The 18,073-nt window shown below is 57.0% G+C and carries 20 protein-coding genes; 14 read left to right on the top strand and 6 right to left on the bottom strand.

Annotated features, from left to right (window positions below):
• Positions 1-6 precede the first annotated feature (6 nt).
• Entirely contained in the window at positions 7-705 is a 699-nt protein-coding gene (gene urtE, locus N6P30_RS01575; protein ID WP_023292432.1) for an urea ABC transporter ATP-binding subunit UrtE, read from the top strand.
• A 52-nt stretch (positions 706-757) separates the two neighbouring features.
• Positions 758-1,399 (top strand): metal-binding protein ZinT, encoded by a 642-nt coding sequence (zinT, locus tag N6P30_RS01570; protein ID WP_023292431.1) that lies wholly within the window; start codon positions 758-760, stop codon positions 1,397-1,399.
• 49 nt (positions 1,400-1,448) lie between these two features.
• On the opposite strand, the gene ydeE is transcribed toward zinT, so the two are convergent.
• Positions 1,449-2,642, bottom strand: coding sequence for an efflux MFS transporter YdeE (ydeE, locus tag N6P30_RS01565; protein ID WP_023292430.1), 1,194 nt, complete (start codon positions 2,640-2,642; stop codon positions 1,449-1,451).
• A gap of 194 nt (positions 2,643-2,836) precedes the next feature.
• Between ydeE and eamA the strand changes: the two genes are divergently transcribed.
• Positions 2,837-3,742 carry an O-acetylserine/cysteine exporter gene (gene eamA / locus N6P30_RS01560; RefSeq protein ID WP_023292429.1) on the top strand — a complete coding sequence of 302 codons (906 nt, stop codon included), beginning with the start codon at positions 2,837-2,839 and terminating at the stop codon, positions 3,740-3,742.
• 32 nt (positions 3,743-3,774) lie between these two features.
• Here eamA and marB read toward each other — a convergent pair whose 3' ends face one another.
• Genes marB through marR form a run of 3 tightly spaced genes read right to left on the bottom strand, consistent with a single transcriptional unit; the run spans position 3,775 to position 4,863 of the window.
• Positions 3,775-3,993, bottom strand: a complete 219-nt coding sequence (marB, locus tag N6P30_RS01555) for a multiple antibiotic resistance protein MarB (RefSeq protein WP_008502238.1) — start codon at positions 3,991-3,993, stop codon at positions 3,775-3,777.
• Positions 3,994-4,026: 33 nt separating this feature from the next.
• Entirely contained in the window at positions 4,027-4,407 is a 381-nt protein-coding gene (gene marA / locus N6P30_RS01550; protein WP_008502237.1) for an MDR efflux pump AcrAB transcriptional activator MarA, read from the bottom strand.
• Between the two features lie 21 nt (positions 4,408-4,428).
• A complete protein-coding gene (marR, locus tag N6P30_RS01545) occupies positions 4,429-4,863 on the bottom strand; it encodes a multiple antibiotic resistance transcriptional regulator MarR (RefSeq protein ID WP_008502236.1) in 435 nt (144 codons plus the stop codon).
• Positions 4,864-5,118: 255 nt separating this feature from the next.
• Between marR and N6P30_RS01540 the strand changes: the two genes are divergently transcribed.
• Entirely contained in the window at positions 5,119-5,784 is a 666-nt protein-coding gene (locus tag N6P30_RS01540; RefSeq protein ID WP_008502235.1) for a MarC family NAAT transporter, read from the top strand.
• Positions 5,785-5,828: 44 nt separating this feature from the next.
• Here the strand turns inward: N6P30_RS01540 and N6P30_RS01535 are convergent, their stop codons facing one another.
• On the bottom strand, positions 5,829-7,025 hold the full coding sequence (locus N6P30_RS01535) for a sugar transporter (RefSeq protein ID WP_008503194.1): 1,197 nt from the start codon (positions 7,023-7,025) through the stop codon (positions 5,829-5,831).
• 177 nt (positions 7,026-7,202) lie between these two features.
• Here N6P30_RS01535 and N6P30_RS01530 point away from each other — a divergent pair, with 177 nt between their 5' ends.
• From N6P30_RS01530 to N6P30_RS01520, 3 genes are all read left to right on the top strand, one after another.
• Entirely contained in the window at positions 7,203-7,991 is a 789-nt protein-coding gene (locus tag N6P30_RS01530) for a PhzF family phenazine biosynthesis protein (RefSeq protein WP_023292428.1), read from the top strand.
• 28 nt (positions 7,992-8,019) lie between these two features.
• Positions 8,020-8,811 carry a PhzF family phenazine biosynthesis protein gene (locus N6P30_RS01525; RefSeq protein WP_021242504.1) on the top strand — a complete coding sequence of 264 codons (792 nt, stop codon included), beginning with the start codon at positions 8,020-8,022 and terminating at the stop codon, positions 8,809-8,811.
• A gap of 92 nt (positions 8,812-8,903) precedes the next feature.
• On the top strand, positions 8,904-9,386 hold the full coding sequence (locus N6P30_RS01520; RefSeq protein WP_023292427.1) for a GNAT family N-acetyltransferase: 483 nt from the start codon (positions 8,904-8,906) through the stop codon (positions 9,384-9,386).
• Here the strand turns inward: N6P30_RS01520 and ptrR are convergent.
• Entirely contained in the window at positions 9,340-10,218 is an 879-nt protein-coding gene (gene ptrR, locus N6P30_RS01515; protein WP_023292426.1) for a putrescine utilization regulator PtrR, read from the bottom strand. The two genes, N6P30_RS01520 and ptrR, sit on opposite strands and share 47 nt — an antisense overlap.
• A 98-nt stretch (positions 10,219-10,316) precedes the next feature.
• On the opposite strand from ptrR, the gene sad reads away from it, so the two are divergent.
• The 7 genes from sad (at position 10,317) to N6P30_RS01480 (ending at position 18,000) form a co-directional block, all read left to right on the top strand.
• Positions 10,317-11,705 carry a succinate-semialdehyde dehydrogenase gene (sad, locus tag N6P30_RS01510; RefSeq protein WP_023292425.1) on the top strand — a complete coding sequence of 463 codons (1,389 nt, stop codon included), beginning with the start codon at positions 10,317-10,319 and terminating at the stop codon, positions 11,703-11,705.
• A 112-nt stretch (positions 11,706-11,817) separates the two neighbouring features.
• Complete coding sequence (locus N6P30_RS01505) at positions 11,818-13,407, top strand: methyl-accepting chemotaxis protein (protein ID WP_032663528.1); 1,590 nt, start codon at positions 11,818-11,820, stop codon at positions 13,405-13,407.
• Positions 13,408-13,469: 62 nt separating this feature from the next.
• A complete protein-coding gene (gene glsB / locus N6P30_RS01500) occupies positions 13,470-14,396 on the top strand; it encodes a glutaminase B (RefSeq protein ID WP_008503201.1) in 927 nt (308 codons plus the stop codon).
• On the top strand, positions 14,396-14,752 hold the full coding sequence (locus N6P30_RS01495; protein WP_021242499.1) for a DUF4186 domain-containing protein: 357 nt from the start codon (positions 14,396-14,398) through the stop codon (positions 14,750-14,752). The genes glsB and N6P30_RS01495 overlap by 1 nt, the downstream gene beginning before the upstream one ends.
• Before the next feature lie 113 nt (positions 14,753-14,865).
• On the top strand, positions 14,866-16,314 hold the full coding sequence (locus N6P30_RS01490; RefSeq protein ID WP_021242498.1) for a GGDEF domain-containing protein: 1,449 nt from the start codon (positions 14,866-14,868) through the stop codon (positions 16,312-16,314).
• 110 nt (positions 16,315-16,424) lie between these two features.
• On the top strand, positions 16,425-17,390 hold the full coding sequence (locus N6P30_RS01485; protein ID WP_021242497.1) for a sensor domain-containing diguanylate cyclase: 966 nt from the start codon (positions 16,425-16,427) through the stop codon (positions 17,388-17,390).
• Between the two features lie 82 nt (positions 17,391-17,472).
• Positions 17,473-18,000 carry a GNAT family N-acetyltransferase gene (locus N6P30_RS01480; RefSeq protein ID WP_023292422.1) on the top strand — a complete coding sequence of 176 codons (528 nt, stop codon included), beginning with the start codon at positions 17,473-17,475 and terminating at the stop codon, positions 17,998-18,000.
• Positions 18,001-18,073 lie beyond the last annotated feature (73 nt).

Genomic DNA, 18,073 nt, shown 5'->3' with positions numbered 1-18,073 from the left:
GAGGGAATGCTACAGGTCAACGAACTGAATCAGTATTACGGCGGCAGCCATATCCTGCGCGGCGTGAGCTTTGAGGCCATCACCGGCGAAGTCACCTGTCTGCTGGGGCGCAACGGCGTGGGGAAAACCACGCTGCTGAAGTGTCTGATGGGGCTGATCCCGGCGAAAACCGGGGAGGTCATCTGGCAGGGGAAAACGATTACCCACAGCAAACCGCACCAGCGGGTGCAGTCTGGCGTGGCGTATGTCCCGCAGGGACGCGAGATTTTTCCGCGCCTGACCGTGGAGGAGAACCTCCTGCTGGGGCTATCGCGGTTTTCCGCCCGCGAGGCGAAGCAGGTGCCGGAGGAGATCTGGCAGCTGTTCCCGGTGCTCAAAGAGATGAAGTACCGTCGCGGGGGCGATCTCTCGGGTGGTCAGCAGCAGCAGCTGGCGATTGGTCGCGCGCTGGCGAGTCGTCCGCGGCTGCTTATCCTGGATGAACCGACCGAAGGCATACAGCCTTCCGTTATTAAAGAGATCGGCCACGTGATCCGCACCCTGGCAAACAGAGGCGACATGGCGATCCTGCTTGTTGAGCAGTTTTACGACTTTGCCGCCGAGCTGGCCGACAGCTATTTGCTGATGTCCCGCGGCACCATTATTCAGCGCGGGCGGGGTGAAAATATGGAGCAGGAGGGCGTTCGCGGGCTGGTTGCGATCTGAAATGTTATAATATAACATCCTCATTCTTATAAAACAGAATGAGGGCGTTACTTTGGCTGCACATATTGGGAAATTTGCCATGACTCTGGGGGCGCTGCTGGTCAGCGGCCAGCTGTTTGCTCACTCGCACGGCCACCAGATGACCGAAGCAGAACAGAAAGCGGCGAACGGCGTGTTTGAGGATAAAGACGTGAAGGACAGAGCGCTGTCTGACTGGGACGGCACCTGGCAGTCGGTCTATCCGTTCCTGCTCGATGGTTCGCTGGATCCGGTCTTTAAGCAGAAAGCGCAGAAGGATAAAAGCGAATCCTTTGATGAGGTGAAAGCCTACTACCGCACGGGTTATGCGACGGACGTGGATGCCATCGGCATCGAAAATAACGTGATGGAGTTCCATCAGGGGAAAGCGGTCAGCCGCTGCCAGTATGATTACAGCGGCTACAAAATTCTGACCTACGCGTCAGGCAAGAAAGGCGTGCGCTATCTCTTTGAGTGCAAGGACGCCAGCAGCAAGGCGCCGAAGTTTGTCCAGTTCAGCGACCATACCATCGGACCGAAGGCCTCTTCGCACTTCCATATTTTCATGGGCAATACCTCCCACGAGGCGCTGCTGAAAGAGATGGATAACTGGCCGACCTATTATCCGAACGAGATGTATAAAGAGCAGGTGGTGGAGGAGATGTTGCACCACTAGGTTTTTGCTTTTGCCGGGTGGCGGCTTCGCCTTGCCCGGCCTACATTTGCTACGCCGCTTTGGGTGACTCGCACCATGCCTTCACGCTCATCCCGCGCAAAATCATCAGCCACGCCACAATAATCGCGGCCATCATAATCACAAACAGCGACCAGTGCGGCAGGTTGGTCAGGATGATACCGGTGATCATCGGGTTTGCCGCCGCGCCGAGCCAGCCCAGCGCCTGCGCGGAGAAATAGCTCGCCTTCATTCCCGGTGGCGCAATGTTGTCGATCAGCATGTATTCACCCGGGGCATAGATAATCTCACCCAGCGTAAAGATGGCGGCAGCGATGCCCCAGTAAACCAGGTTTTCCCCGGAGAGCATAAAGCCGCCCAGCCCCACGATAAAAAACAGGGTGGCGAGGGACATCAGCGGGCGGATATTGCTGGCTGAGATCTTACGGCCCAGCGCATATTGCAGCGTTACCACCACGGCGGCGTTGACGGGCAGCACCACGGCGACCACCTTTTCGGCGAAATCGCTGTCCGCATGTGCAGCGAGAACGTATTGCGAAATACAGCTCGCGAACGACCCGCCCACGTACGACGCCAGCAGGCCAGAGAGCGTGTACCAGAACAGCGCGCGGTCTTTCAGCAAGACCGACGGCTGCCACGGCGTCTTCTCCTCGGCGGTATCTAACGCCACGCTTTTCTGTACAAAGAAGTGGATAAAGCCCAGCGGCAGGGCGGCACAGAAGGCTGCCAGCCAGAACGGCAGCTGCAGGCTGTACATCACCAGCAGGGTGCCAATCGGCGGGCCGACCGTCCAGCCAATGTTCAGGAAGCTGTAGTTCAGGGAGAAGACCCGCGCCTTCTGGCTGGAGGTGAGCACGTCGGAGAACCAGGCTTTCAGCACCGTCGAAAAGACGGAGTAGGCGCAGTTGATCAGCGCAAAAAACAGCACCACCAGCGTGACGTTATTGACCAGCGGGATCGCCACAAATCCGGCGATAAACGCCACAATCGCGATCAGCATGTAGCGTTTTTTATCAAACTTATCGGCCAGAATGCCAAATCCCAGGCTGAACACCACGCCAATGGTCAGCGCCACGGTCAGGGCATAACCAATATTCTCGACGCTCATGCTGTAGACGCGCGTGAGATAGATGGTCATGAACGGCAGCGTTGCCCCCCGACCGATGGTTAACAACAATGACGATGCCAGCAGCGCTGCGGTTGAGCGCCTGAGAGATGGTTTCATATTCCTGCCCGACAGTTGCTTATGCTTTTATTCGATGTGTGTTAACAGGATTACCATGACATAAGGGGCTTGTATAGCACCCGATTTATCCCTAAGTGCTTCAGCTGCCTGCCAGAAATAATGATCTTCTCGTGACGCACTTTTTTCTGTTACCTTGAAGTGTTAACAAATTATTAATAATTCAGGGGCGGGATATGACGCGGAAAGACGGGCTGCTGGCACTGCTGGTGGTCGTAGTATGGGGGCTCAATTTTGTGGTCATTAAGCTGGGGCTGCACAACATGCCGCCGCTGATGCTGGCCGGCTTACGTTTTATGCTGGTCGCTTTCCCGGCCATCTTCTTTGTGGCGCGTCCAAAGATCCCCTTTAAACTGCTGCTGGGCTACGGTCTGACCATCAGCTTTGGCCAGTTCGCGTTTCTCTTTTGCGCCATCAAGTTCGGTATGCCGGCCGGTCTGGCCTCGCTGGTGTTACAGGCGCAGGCGTTCTTTACCATTATTCTCGGGGCGTTTGTGTTTGGCGAGCGCCTGCAGGGCAAACAGCTGGCGGGGATCACGCTGGCGGTGTTTGGCGTACTGGTGCTGATCGAGGCCAGCCTGAACGGACAGCACGTGGCGCTGCTCGGGTTTATGCTGACGCTGGCGGCGGGGCTGAGCTGGGCCTGCGGAAATATCTTCAACAAGCTGATCATGCAGCACGAGGCGCGCCCGGCGGTGATGTCGCTGGTGGTGTGGAGCGCACTGATCCCGGTTATCCCGTTTCTGCTGGCGTCGAGTATTCTGGACGGTCCGGCGGTGATGCTGAACAGTCTGGTCGACATCGATATGACCACGATCCTGTCTCTCGTCTATCTGGCCTTTGTCGCCACCATTGTGGGCTACGGGATCTGGGGATCGCTGCTGGGGCGTTATGAGACCTGGCGCGTCGCGCCGTTATCTCTGCTGGTGCCGGTGGTAGGGCTTGCCAGTGCGGCGATGTTGCTGGATGAAACGCTGAGCGCGCTGCAGCTGTTGGGTGCCGTGCTGATCATGGCCGGGCTGTACATTAACGTGTTTGGTCTGCGGGTTCGTCGGACGACGCGGGTAAACGAAAAGGCATAAAAAAAGCCCCGCGTCTGCGGGGCAAAAACGAATCAGAAGCCGTGCTGATTATAATAAGGCACGCCTAATTCGTCGGATTTGTCGCTACCAGCACCCATGTGGTTGAAATCATAGGGCGACTGGTCATGTGCGGACGGCAAAATCATCGTATCAGGATTATTTTGCTGCGTTGCACGAGGGGTTTGCTCCGCGAAGGTCTGGCTGGAGAACAGCACCAGCAAGGCGAGGGCGGCGGAGGCGATAACTTTCATGATTTCCTCGGTTACGTCTGTGACAGGCGATGATTAACTACAGTGTTTTAACGGATACAGGTATCGGGATTCGCCCGGCACGCTGGTGATTCGGTACTTATGAGGCGGCACGTCAAAATAGTTCTTGAACGTACGCGTCAGGGTTTGCTGCGATTCAAATCCGTAACGCTCCGCCAGATAAAGGATCGGCTCATTGCTTTCTTTCAGTTTCTGGGCAATCTCCGTCAGCTTGCGGCTGCGAATATATTGACCTAATGAATGGCCGGTCTCTTTTTTGAACATCCGTTGCAGGTGCCATTTGGAGTAACCTGAACGCTCTGACACTTTTTCAAGGGAGAGCGGCGATTCCAGGTTATCCTCGATCCAGTCCAAAATGCTATGAATGGTGATAGCGTCAGTATTGCGTCTGGACATCGTCATACCTCTTTTTTCTGTTTACGGCAGGATTTTCTTCAGCAAAAGCTCAAGGGTTGCCACTTCATCTGCCGTTAAGTTTTTTGTTAGTTCCTGATGCAGTGTTTGTCCTACTAATTGATGACATTGCTCGCACATGGCCGCGCCATCGCTGGTCAGCTTCACCAGTACGCCGCGTTTGTCATTCGGGTTAGGGCTTCGTTCTATCCATCCTTTGCAGACGAGACGATCGAGCATGCGGGTTAACGCACCCAGATCGACAGAGAGCACCTTTTTCAGCTCAACCGGCGTGATACACACTTCGCAGCGAATGGAACACAGCACTTTGAACTGTGTTGCGGTGATATCCAGCGGTGACAGATAGTCATTGAGCAGGCGATCTTTTTTCTGATTGACCATATGAATAAGACGACCCAGCGGAACAACGTCGTTAAAGATATCACTGGTGCTTTTCACAATGGTTGCCCTGGCAAGTAATTAGTCACGGCAGATATTATTGCTCAGGCAAGTATAAGTCAACTGAATGAATCAGCCGATGCCACGAATTGCTAAAACGTTTCATGAACTTTTTTTAAGGTGTTTCAAATCATAGAGATAACTTCCAGTTATCTTTTCAGAAGGAAAATAATCGTTACGTTGCGCCCATGGCTGAATGTCACACTTTCCCCCTATAATTGCTGTGTTAAATATGGATAAGGACGACAACGCACTATGTTGGATTTGATTAAAGCAATCAGCCTCGGGCTGGTGGTCTTGCTGCCGTTGGCTAACCCGTTAACGACGGTGGCGCTTTTCCTCGGGCTGGCAGGGAATATGAACAGCGCCGAGCGCAATCATCAGTCGATGATGGCCTCGGTGTATGTGTTTGCCATCATGATGGTGGCTTACTACGCCGGGCAACTGGTGATGAATACCTTCGGGATTTCCATCCCTGGCCTGCGCATCGCCGGGGGGCTGATCGTGGCCTTTATCGGTTTCCGCATGCTGTTCCCGGCGCAAAAAGCGCATGAGTCGCCGGAAGCGACCAGCAAATCGGAAGAGCTGGAAACCGAACCGAGCGCGAATATCGCCTTCGTGCCGATTGCCATGCCGAGCACGGCGGGGCCGGGGACCATCGCGATGATCATCAGCTCCGCGTCGACGGTGCGTGACAGCGCAACCTTCCCGGACTGGGTGCTGACGGTGGCACCGCCGCTGATTTTTGCGATTATCGGGATTATCGTGTGGGCATCGCTGCGCAGCTCCGGCGCCATCATGCGCTGGGTAGGCAAGGGCGGTATCGAGGCGATTTCCCGTCTGATGGGCTTCTTACTGGTCTGTATGGGCGTGCAGTTTATTATTAACGGCGTGCTGGAGATTATTAAGACCTATCATTAAGTTCATTGCCGGGTAAGCGCAGCGCCACCCGGCACAAACAAACCTCACCCGTGCTGCCCCTGTTCCTCCAGCGCCACCGGCCACTTACGGAAGATAAGCACGGACCAGATCAGCGCCATCAGCGCCGGAATGGCACCCAGATAGCCAATCGCCGACATCGACACGTGCAGGATGACCTGGTTACCCACCAGCGCACCCGCGCCAATCCCCAGATTGAAAATTCCCGAGAACAGCGACATGGCGACGTCCGTCGCATCCGGCGCCAGGGCCAGCACCTTCACCTGCATGCCCAGGCCAATAATCATGATCGCCACGCCCCAGAACAGGCTGAGGATCGCCAGATGGCTTTCACTGCCCGCGGCGGGCATCAGCAACAGCAGACAGGCCAGCAGCAGGCCGATAGCGCTGCTCACCAGCGATGAGGCATGCCGGTTACCCAGCTTGCCGAACAGCACGCTGCCAATAATCCCCGCGCCGCCGAGGATCAGCAGTAAGACGGTGGCAAAGTTGGCGCTAAAGCCTGCTACCACCTGCACAAACGGTTCAATGTAGCTATACGCCGTGTAATGGGCCGTTACCACGATGGCGGTCAGCAGGTAGATGCTCAGCAGCGCAGGGCGACGCATCAGCAGCGGCAGGCTTTTCAGCGAGCCGGAATGCTCGCTCGGCAGCGCGGGCAGCAGCTTAATCAGACACACCAGCGTCACCAGCGCGCCCATGCCGATGGCGAAGAAGGTCGTACGCCAGCCGAAGTATTGCCCCACGATGCGGCCAATCGGCAGGCCCAGCACCATCGCCAGTGCGGTACCGGTAGCAATCAGGCTTAGCGCCTGCGCGCGTTTACCCGCCGGTGCCAGGCGAATCGCCAGCGACGCGGTGATCGACCAGAACACCGCATGGGCAAAGGCGATACCGACGCGGCTGATGACCAGCACCGTAAAATTCCACGCCATAAACGACAGCACGTGGCTCGCGATGAACAAGACAAACAGACCGATCAGCAGCCTGCGCCGCTCTATCTGGCTGGTCAGCAGCATGAACGGCAGGGACATCAGCGCCACCACCCAGGCGTAAATGGTCAACATAATGCCCACCTGCGCCGTTTCCATCTGGAAACTGTCAGCGATGTCAGACAACAGCCCAACCGGCACAAATTCTGTGGTGTTAAAAATAAACGCGGCGATGGCCAGCGTGACCACGCGTAGCCACGCAACCCTGCGGGAAACTGTGTTCGTTGTCATAGGGATGTCGGAGATTCGTTGCTGAAAAGAAGAGGAGACGATCTTAAAACGTTGAATGGCGAAAACTCAACCATTATGTGACGCAGATCTCAATATTTACCTTATGAAAGCGGTAGCCGGGAGCGCTGTTTTCATTGAATATAAAAGAACAACACAATAAAAACAGGCGGTAAGACAATGCAGGAGATTGATTTTTATCTGGTCGATGCGTTCAGCAATACCACGTTTGGCGGCAACCCGGCCGCCGTTTGTCCGCTCAAGGAATGGTTACCCGATGAGACCTTGCTGAAAATGGCACAGCAGCATAATCAGTCGGAAACGGCCCTTTTCGTCTGCACTAAAGGAGGCATTGAGCTACGCTGGTTTACCACGCTTACCGAAGTCAATCTCTGCGGCCACGCCACCCTTGCCGCCGCGTACGTTCTGTTTAATGAACTGGATTATCCCGACTCGCGGATCCACTTTGATACCGCCTCTGGCCGCCTGACGGTCAGCCGGGAGGGGGAGTGGATGACGCTGGACTTCCCGGCATGTCCAACCCAAGAAGAGACGCCGCCGCCGGAGATGCTCTCGGCGCTCGGTATCCGTCATTACGTTGCAGCCCGCAAAGGGCGCGCCTGGCTGATCGTGCTGGATAATCGCCAGCAGGTTGAAGCACTCGCGCCACGCTTTTCGGCGATGACGCCGGGCGAGCATAAGGTGAGCGTGACGGCACGGGGTGAGGGGGAATACGATTTTGTCAGCCGCTTTTTCTCCCCCGGGGTATCCGTTCCGGAAGACCCGGTCACCGGCTCCGCGCACACGATGCTGATCCCATACTGGGGTGAACGGTTGGGGAAAACAGCCATGCTTGCCCGTCAGGTTTCCGCGCGCGGCGGCGACGTGCGCTGTGAGCTGAAAGGCTCGCGCGTGCTGATGAGCGGACAGGCTTCACTTTATCTGAAAGGCACAGTTTTTCTGCGCTAAATAACCCATAACAAGAGAGGAAGAGACAATGCAGGAAATTGATTTTTATCTGGTGGATGCCTTCAGCGACAAAACCTTTGGCGGCAACGCGGCAGCGGTATGTCCTCTGGAAGCGTGGCTGCCGGACGAGACGCTGCTCAAAATGGCGCAGCAGCATAACCAGTCTGAGACCGCCTTTTTTGTACGCACCGACGGTGGGTTTGAACTGCGCTGGTTTACCACGCTCGATGAAATTAACCTGTGCGGCCATGCTACGCTTGCCGCATCGCACGTTATTTTCGAATACCTTGACTATCCGCACACTGAAATTACCTTCACCACGCGCTTCGTGGGCGAGCTGACGGTTAAACGCAGCGGCGACTGGCTGACGCTGAACTTCCCCGCGTGGTCAACGGAGGTGGTCGAGAACCCACCTGCGCTGCTGTTTAGCGCCCTGGGCATCCCAGACGCAAAAGAGGTGCGCGTCGGACGTGATTACCTGGTGGTGCTGGAGAGCCAGCAGCAGGTGGAAGCGTTAACGCCGGATATTGGGGCGATGATCCCGCTGGATAAAATGGTCTGCGTGACGGCACCGGGCGAAAAATATGACTTCGTCAGCCGCTTCTTCTGCCCGGGGGAAGGGGTGCCGGAAGATCCGGTTACCGGATCCGCCCACAGCATGCTGATCCCATACTGGAGCGAAAAGCTGGGTAAAACGTCACTTTATGCCCACCAGGGGGCGCACCGTGGCGGGGATCTGCGCTGCGAAATGAAGGGCGACCGCGTGCTGATTGGCGGTCAGGCCACCCTGTATCTGAAAGGGAAAATCTTTTTGCGCTAACGGAGCGGTACGATAAGTTAATTGTATGAAGCACCCTGGCAGGCCTGCGCTATGTTGACATTTAGCCTCACAAAAAATGCAAGGAGCCTGCCATGTATTCCATTACCTCTGAATCTGCACGTCACCCGGACATTCTCAGCCTGATCGCGGCGCTGGACCGCTATCAGAGCGAACTCTATCCCGCCGAAAGCAATCATCTGATCGATCTGGCTGCGCTGCCGGAAACGTCGCTGATCCTGATGGTCATTCGCGACCAGCAGCTTCAGGCCGTTGGCTGTGGCGCCATCGTGCTCAACGGCGACGGTACGGGGGAGATGAAGCGGGTCTATATCGATCCGGCCCATCGTGGGCAGCACCTTGGGGAGACGCTATTGGCCGCCCTGGAAGATGAGGCCCTGAGCCGTCATTGCCATACGGTACGGCTGGAGACGGGCATCAAGCAGCGCGCCGCGGTGCGTCTTTATGAACAGTGCGGATACGATTTGCGTCCGGCGTTTCCCCCGTACGTTGACGATCCGCTCAGCCTGTTTATGGAGAAGGCGCTGGTTGAAGACGTTCGTTTAGCAGCGCTATAAAGGCCTCCAGCTGGCGGGTCATTGCCCCGCGTCGCCACACCAGCCAGGTGGTGAGCCAGCGCCAGTTTTCTGCCAGCGGCCAGGCTTCAACCTGATGATGCCCGGGCATACTCTCCAGCATCGAGCGCGGCATCAGCGCGATGCCCGCGCCCGCAATGACGCAGGCGAGCATGCCGTGATAGGACTCCATCTCGTGAATGCGGCCGGGCGCGGCGCGGTCAGCGTGAAACCAGCTCTCCAGGTGCCGGCGATAAGAGCAGTTGGCGCGAAAGGCATAAACGTCGCTGCCGCTCACCTGCGCGGCGCGTGAGATTTCCGCCTGCCCGGCAGGGGTGACCAGCATCATCTCTTCCCGATAGACCGGCATTCCTTCCAGCTCCGGGTGCGACAGTGGCCCGTCGACAAAGGCGGCGCTCAGGGTTCCCTCCAGTACGCCATCAATCATCGTCCCGGACGGCCCGGTTGAAAGGGCAAACTGAATGCGCGGATAGCGCTGGTTAAACTGTGCCAGCGTTTCAGGAATGCGCACGGCGGCGGTACTTTCCAGCGCGCCGAGGGCAAATAACCCCTGCGGCTCATCCCCCGCGACGACCATGCGCGCTTCATCCACCAGGGCGAGGATCTGCTTGCTGTAGCGCAAAAAGTTATGGCCAGCCGGGGATAAACGCAAACGCTGGTTCTCACGAATAAACAGCTCAACGCCAAGATCGGCTTCCAGCTGGCGGATGCGGGTCGTCAGGTTGGACGGCACGCGATGCACCCTCTGCGCCGCCTGGGTGATACTGCCCGTCAGCGCGACGGCGTTAAACATTTCAAGCTGGGTTAAATCCATAGCGTTCTCGTTTCGTGAATAAGGTGGTTAGTATTATTCATTTTTAAGAAATAGCAGAGTGAGCCACAATTAATCAACCGTAAAACGTGGAGAACACCATGACTTATTCCTCTGCAACACATGCCTTCTCTGTCAACCCGGCAACGGGTGAAACCCTCGCCGCGTATCCGTGGGCGACGTCGGAACAGGTTGACCGCGCGATTTCTCAGTCCGATGCGGGCTATCGCCTGTGGCGTCGCGAAAGCATCTTCCACCGGGCGCACAAGCTGCGCGATCTTGGCGCAGCGCTGCGTCATCGCGCTGAAGAGATGGCGCAGACGATCTCCCGTGAAATGGGCAAACCCATTCAGCAGGCGCGGGCCGAAGTGGCGAAATCCGCCGGCCTGTGCGACTGGTACGCCGAGCACGGCCCGGCGATGCTGCAGGCGGAACCGACGCTGGTCGAAAACCAGAATGCGGTCATTGAATTCCGTCCGCTGGGGCCGATCCTCGCGGTCATGCCGTGGAACTTCCCGCTCTGGCAGGTGCTGCGCGGCGCGGTGCCGATTCTGCTGGCAGGTAACAGCTATCTGCTCAAACACGCGCCCAACGTCCTCGGCTCGGCGGAGCTTATCGCGCAGATCTTTGCGGATGCCGGTTTCCCTGAAGGCGTGTTCGGCTGGGTAAACGCCACCAATGACGGCGTCAGCCAGGCGATTAACGATCGCCGTATTGCGGCGGTGACCGTCACCGGCAGCGTGCGTGCCGGGGCTGCCATTGGTGCTCAGGCGGGTGCCGCGCTGAAAAAATGTGTTCTTGAGCTGGGCGGCTCTGACCCGTTCATCGTCCTCAACGATGCCGACCTGGATCTTGCCGTAAAGGCGGCGGTAGCAGGCCGCTACCAGAATACCGGGCAGGTGTGCGCGGCGGCCAAACGCTTCATTGTGGAAGAGGGTATTGCGAAGACCTTTACCCAGCGCTTTGTCGACGCGGTTGCTGCGCTGAAGCTGGGCGCGCCGGACCAGGAAGAAAACTATATTGGCCCGATGGCGCGTTTTGACCTGCGCGATGAACTCCATCAGCAGGTGCAGGCGACGCTGGCGGAAGGTGCAACGCTGCTGCTGGGCGGTGAGAAAATCAGCGGTGAGGGGAATTATTATGCGCCAACCGTGCTGGCGAACGTCACCCCGTCGATGACGGCCTTCCGGCAGGAGCTGTTTGGTCCGGTCGCGGCCATTACGGTCGCGAAAGATGCGGATCACGCCCTGATGCTGGCCAACGACAGCGATTTTGGCCTGTCTGCCACGGTCTTTACCGCCAGTGATGCGCTGGCAGAAACCTTCTCCCGCGAGCTGGAGTGCGGCGGGGTGTTTATCAACGGCTTTAGCGCCAGCGATGCGCGCGTGGCCTTTGGCGGCGTGAAGAAAAGTGGCTTTGGCCGCGAACTTTCCCACTTTGGGTTGCACGAGTTCTGCAACGTGCAGACGGTGTGGAAGGATCGCGTGTAATCCCGCGATGTCGGCCCTCATCTCGAGGGCCGTTGTCATTAATCTGCAATGGTTCTGTCATTTTCATTTCGTAGACTCGCTCGCGTCTAACGCCTTGTAAATGAAGCTAATTATGAACCTAACGCAAATTTTTCGCCGTATTGCGCAGCGTCTCACTCCCCGTCACTTTGGCCTGCTGACAGGGATCTTTTGCATTATTGGCCTTTTCTCCGCGCTGCAGCTCTCCTCGTCATTCCTGCTTAATGCCTCCCTGAACGAAGCCCAGCGCAACGAGCAGCAAAACCTGCTGGCGTGGCAGCAGCAGAGCAAGCTGGATCTGGCCCGCGTCTCTCTGCTGGCGGCAAGCGATCTCCTTAACCGCTCCGGGGTCTGGTTTATGCAGGATAAAGAGACCGGATCCGACGGAAGCTGGCACAGCCTGATGAATGACGCGCAAAAGGCGCTGACGGTGTCTCAGCAGGCGTGGAAGGCCTGGCTGGCGCTGAATCCACCGAAAGACGACGCCCTGGTGAACAGCTATCAGCTCTTCTACGGCGCGATCAACGAGCAGGCGGAAGGTCTGGTCAAAACCAATACCATCGACGCTTTTTTTGCCGTCCCGGCGCAGGCTTTTCAGACTGATTTTAACGACAACTATGCGCGCTACCAGCAGGCAAGCGAGAAGCAGGCCATGCAGGGGCGTCAGAGCCTCATGGCGCAGCTCTCTGACCTGCAAACGTTATTCCTGTTTGCCCCGTTGCTGTTAGTCGCCATTGCCGCTGTCGTCTGGTTCGGTATGTCCCGATGGGTGATTACGCCGCTGCGTCGGCTCATCGCGCATATCAACCGGCTGGCAGCAGGGGATCTCTCCGGCACGCCGCCGAACGTCATGCGCTTCAACCGGGAGATAGGGCAGCTTAGCGACAGCATTGCCACGATGCAGCACGGCCTGCAGCAGCTGGTGACGCAGGTCAGCCACGCCACGGCTACCATGGTGGAGAACATTGATTCTCTGGCGCAGGGTAACCAGAAGCTGTATCAGCAGTCGGCACGTCAGGCGAAAGAGCTTGAGGATGTGACGGCGCATATTGCGGCGCTGGAAAGCCACGTGGAAGGGAATACCGGCTATGCCAGACTCGCCAGCTCCCGGGCCGATGAAGCACGCCAGGCAGCCGTGGGCGGCGACCAGATGATGTCGACCGTAAACGCGTCCATGCAGGCGATCGTCGACCGATCGTCTGAGATGCGCGGGATCGTGGCAATGATCGACAGCGTGGCGTTTCAGACGAACATCCTGGCGCTGAATGCCGCCATTGAGGCCGCCCATGCCGGAAATCAGGGGCGCGGGTTTGCCGTCGTCGCCCGGGAGGTTGGACTGCTGGCCCGAAAGAGCAGCCACTCGACGCAGACCATTCAGGAGCTGATCAACCGTTCACTGCAGGGTATCGAAGACGGTTCCCGTGCCGTCACCCTGATGGAAGAGAATTTGCAGCAGGTCACCGGTCTGGTGGGCAATTTGAGCAGTTTGCTGAATGAGATCTCCACCGCCACACTCAGTCAGGGAGAGCGTATTCACCTGATGACGCGTCAGCTTCAGGCGCTGAACCAGGTCTCCCGTCAGACGGACCTGCTGGTCTCTGACGCCTCGGAGGCCTCTGAGCGGCTGCAAAAGCAATCCGATCTTTTATTGCAGGCCGTTTCGCGTTTTCGTCTTAGCGCCTGACGCAATACATAAGCCTCTGTTATACTCGCAGCCCGTTTTAGCCTGAGGGCAAGGAGCAAAGTGTGGCTGCGGTCATCCATAATGAGATGTTGGACGAGATTCTGGCGCAGGTTCGTCCGTTAATTGGAAAGGGGAAGGTTGCCGACTATATTCCGGCCCTTGCCTCGGTCAGCGGGAATAAGCTGGGTATTGCTATCTGCACCATCGACGGACAGCGATTCCAGGCAGGGGATGCAACAGAACGTTTTTCCATTCAGTCCATTTCGAAAGTGCTCAGTCTGGTTGCGGCGATGCGCCAGTATGAAGAAGACGAAATCTGGCAGCGCGTGGGTAAAGATCCGTCCGGCCAGCCTTTTAACTCGCTGCTTCAGCTTGAAATCGAGCAGGGTAAACCGCGAAATCCCTTTATCAACGCCGGGGCGCTGGTGGTCTGCGATATGCTGCAGAGCCGCCTCAGCGCGCCGCGTCAGCGAATGCTGGAGATAGTACGCCAGCTCTCGGGGGTTGACGACATTGCCTACGATCCGGTGGTGGCCCGCTCGGAGTTCGAACACTCTGCCCGTAACGCGGCCATCGCGTGGCTGATGAAATCCTTCGGCAACTTCCATAACGACGTGGCGACCGTCCTGCAAAACTATTTCCACTACTGCGCCCTGAAAATGAGCTGCGTTGAGCTGGCTCAGACGTTCCTGTTCCTTGCGCATCAGGGGCACGCGCCGCACCTCGACCAGGAGGTGGTTTCTCCTCTCCAGGCGCGCCAGGTCAACGCGCTGATGGCAACCAGCGGGATGTATCAAAACGCGGGCGAGTTTGCCTGGCGCGTTGGTCTCCCGGCCAAGTCGGGCGTGGGCGGCGGAGTGGTGGCGATTGTACCGCATGAAATGGCGATTGCGGTCTGGAGCCCCGAGCTGGATGAAACGGGAAATTCCCTTGCCGGTGTCGCGGTTCTGGAGAAACTGACCCAGCGTATGGGACGTTCCGTTTACTGATGTCTGACCTGGATCCCCTTTTTTCCCGTCTGGCGCGATCGACGTTTCGCTCGCGCTTCCGCTTAGGCGATAAGGAACGGCAGTATTGCTGGGACAAAGGCCCCGATACCATTGATCAGCATGCCGCTGATTTTGTCGAAAAGCGCCTTGCCCCTGCACAACCCGCGAATGACGGCAAACAGACGCCCATGCGCGGTCACCCGGTATTTATCGCCCAGCATGCCACCGCCACCTGTTGCCGGGGCTGTCTGGCGAAATGGCATAATATTCCTCACGGTGTTCAGCTCACCGCGCAGCAGCAGCAGTATATCGTCAGCGTGATTCACCACTGGCTGGTGCTCCAGATGAACGCCTAAATTTGACGAGTTATGATCCCGTTATATTTGTGTTATAGATTCATCCTAAGTGAGCGCCGATCGTGCTGACGACCGCAATAACTGCCATAAGCTTTCATATGGAATGAAATTTAATGCGTTCTGCTCTTACCGCTTTCAGGCCGTTCCAGCCTGACACGCCGCTGCGAAATGCATCGACGATCTTTATCCTCACCACTTTGTTCTATTTTGTGGGTGCGGAATTACGTCTCGTGGAGGCCTTGTCGCTGTTCTGGCCCCTCAACGGCGTGATGGCAGGGATCTTTGCCCGCTATGTTTTTCTGAATCGCCTGCATTACTACGCGGTATCCTATGTCGCCATGCTGATGTATGACGCGGTGACGACCAACTGGGGGATAGCCTCCGTGGTGATCAACCTGTCTAACATGGTCTTTATCGTCGTGGTCGCCGTGCTGATTCAGCGTGACAGGCGGCTGATGAAGAAAACCCCCGATCCGCTTAACGCATTACGCCTGTTCAACTACTGCCTGATTGCCGCATTGCTGTGCGCACTGCTCGGCGCGGTGGGGTCGGTCGGGATTGACAGCCACACCTTCTGGCCGCTCTTTGCCGACTGGTTTAGCGAGCAGTTCTCAACCGGCGTGCTTGTTGTGCCGTGTATGCTCACGATAGGCATGCCCGTGCGCGAATTCAGGTTACGTCTGGAGCAGCTGTTACCGGTTATTGCGCTGATCGTCTCGGTGGTCGCATCAGTCGTGATTGGCGGCGCGGGGAGCCTCTCTTTTCCACTGCCTGCGCTTATCTGGTGTGCGGTACGCTACCCATTGCCTGTGACCTGCTTGCTGACGTTTGTCACGGGCGCCATTGAAATTATTCTGGTCGCCAACTCGGTGATTAATATTGCCGTGGCGACACCGCTGACCACCCCAATGATGTTTTCTGCCCGGCTGGGTATTGCCACGATGGCGATCTGTCCGGTGCTGGTCTCCGTCAGCATGGCAGCCATTAATTCCCTGATCCGTCAGGTTTCCCTGCGGGCGGATTATGACTTTTTAACGCAGGTTTATTCGCGTTCCGGGCTTTATGAGGCGTTAAAACACGAAGAGACGCACCGCCATTCGCGTTTCCTGACCGTTATGCTGCTGGATATCGATTACTTCAAAAGCATCAACGATAACTACGGCCACGAGTGTGGCGACCGCGTGCTGGCGTCATTCGCCCGGCAGGTTCAGCAGGTGGTCGGTGAAGACGGGATGGTCGCGCGTATGGGCGGGGAAGAGTTCGCGGTGGTGGTCAACTCTGGCGACGCTCGACACGGTTATGAACTGGCGGAACGTATCAGAACTACCGTCGCTAACCATCCTTTTACATGGCGTCAGCAAACGCTCTCTCTGACGGTCAGTATTGGCCTTGGAAGCGGGAAGGCGGAGGCATGGCAGTTGACCGAGGTATTCAACAAGCTCATGACCGAAGCGGACGATCACCTCTATCGTTCAAAAAAAGCGGGTCGAAATCGTACCAGCGCCCGGGTCGCGGACGAGCATATTACTGCCGCCACCGGGCATGAAACAGAGCTGCGTTAATCGTCATAAGGCATTGACGTGAATAGCAAGTGGCTTAACAGACTGTCAGAACACTGACAATGTCACTGTTTAAGCTACGCTTTGAGTAACGCTTTACGTCAGGAGACATTATGAAAGCACCTGCAACCCCTGAAAATGAAACAGACAGACTGAACTCGCTGCGCGAATCAGGTCTGCTTGAGATCGACAGTTCCCCGGCGTTTGACCGGCTTACGCGTCTGGCGAAGCGCTTCTTCCAGGTGCCGCTGGCAATGGTCAACCTCATTGATGAGCACTCGCTGATCGTGAAGTCGGCCGATGGCAAGGCGCCTGATACCGTTCCGCGTAATATCTCGTTTTGTGGCCATACGATCCTCACCGAAGCACCGCTGGTGGTAGGGGATATGCTGCAGGACGATCGTTTTGCGGATAATCCGCTGGTGGCGGGTGAACCTCGCGTGCGTTTTTATGCGGGCTTCCCGCTGCGCCTGCGTGACGGCGCCAGCGTGGGCTCGCTGTGTCTGATTGATTACGCCCCCCGTGAGTTCTCGGCGGCCGATCTTGCCGTGCTGGGAGACCTGGGCGCGCTGGCAGAAGATGAGTTTGCCGCCATCAGCGCGGCGACCACGGATGAGTTAACCGGCTTATTCAACCGCCGGGGCTTTAATCAGCTGGTGCGGTTTACGCTTTCGGTTGCCCGACGCCGGGCGGAGCCGCTGACGCTCGGCTGGCTGGATTTGGATCGCTTTAAGGAGATTAACGATCGCTACGGGCATGAAGAGGGCGATAAGGCGCTGAAAGTTATGGCGCAGCTGATGCGCAGCGCTTTCCGTGAGGCCGATATGCTGGTGCGTTTTGGCGGGGACGAGTTCGCGGTGCTGTTCGCGGATACCGACGAGCAGGGCGCTTGGATAGCCATGCAGTATCTCGCCGAGCAGGTGGAAAGCTATAACGCCCGCAAGCTTCACCCGTGGTCGCTACACTTCTCATGGGGGCTCAGTGAATTCGATCATAACGGCAACGACCTGCAACAGTGGTTAAAAGATGCCGATGAAAAGATGTATGCCATGAAGCAGCAGCGCCAGCGCGCCCGGTGACATAATAAAAGCCTATGTCCGAACCGCTTGCGTTAATAAGTTGTTAAACCCAAAGTGAGCGTATTCAACGTAAGGAAAAACAATGAATACCTCACTGCAAATCAAAACCCTCACCCGGGAAGAGATCCTCATCCATCTTGATGCGCTGGCCGGGATCCTCGAAAACTGCGTAAACGGCGGGGCATCCGTCAGCTTTATGCTCCCTTTTAGCCTCGACAAGGCCCGTACTTTCTGGCGCGGTATTGCCGAAAGCGTCGCGCGAGGCGAGCGGCTGGTGCTTGCCTGCGTCGATGCGCAGGACGGGGTCATTGGAACGGTGCAGCTGATCGCAGACCAGCCGGAAAACCAGCCGCACCGGGCGGATGTGGCGAAGCTGCTGGTGCATGAAAAAGCGCGTCGAAAAGGGGCCGCAATGGCGTTAATGGAAGCGCTGGAGGCTGAGGCCCGGGCCAGAGACATTTCTGTGCTGGTGCTCGATACCTCCACCGGCAGCGGGGCCGAGACCTTCTACCAGCGTGCTGGCTGGCAAAAGGTTGGTGAGATCCCGCGCTATGCCCTGATGCCGGACGGTGCCATGACGTCCACGTCCGTGTTTTATAAGTTCTTATAATTTTTCTGCACAACTACGCGACGTATTGATCAAAACAGGGTTTCTGGTCGTTAAGTTTTGATAAGTTATCGTA

This window comes from Enterobacter sp. PL1 (assembly GCF_945957325.1).
Taxonomy (GTDB): Bacteria; Pseudomonadota; Gammaproteobacteria; order Enterobacterales; family Enterobacteriaceae; genus Enterobacter; species Enterobacter roggenkampii.
The sequence above is the reverse complement of the archived record's forward strand: the minus strand, read 5'-3'. Positions and strand labels throughout refer to the sequence as shown.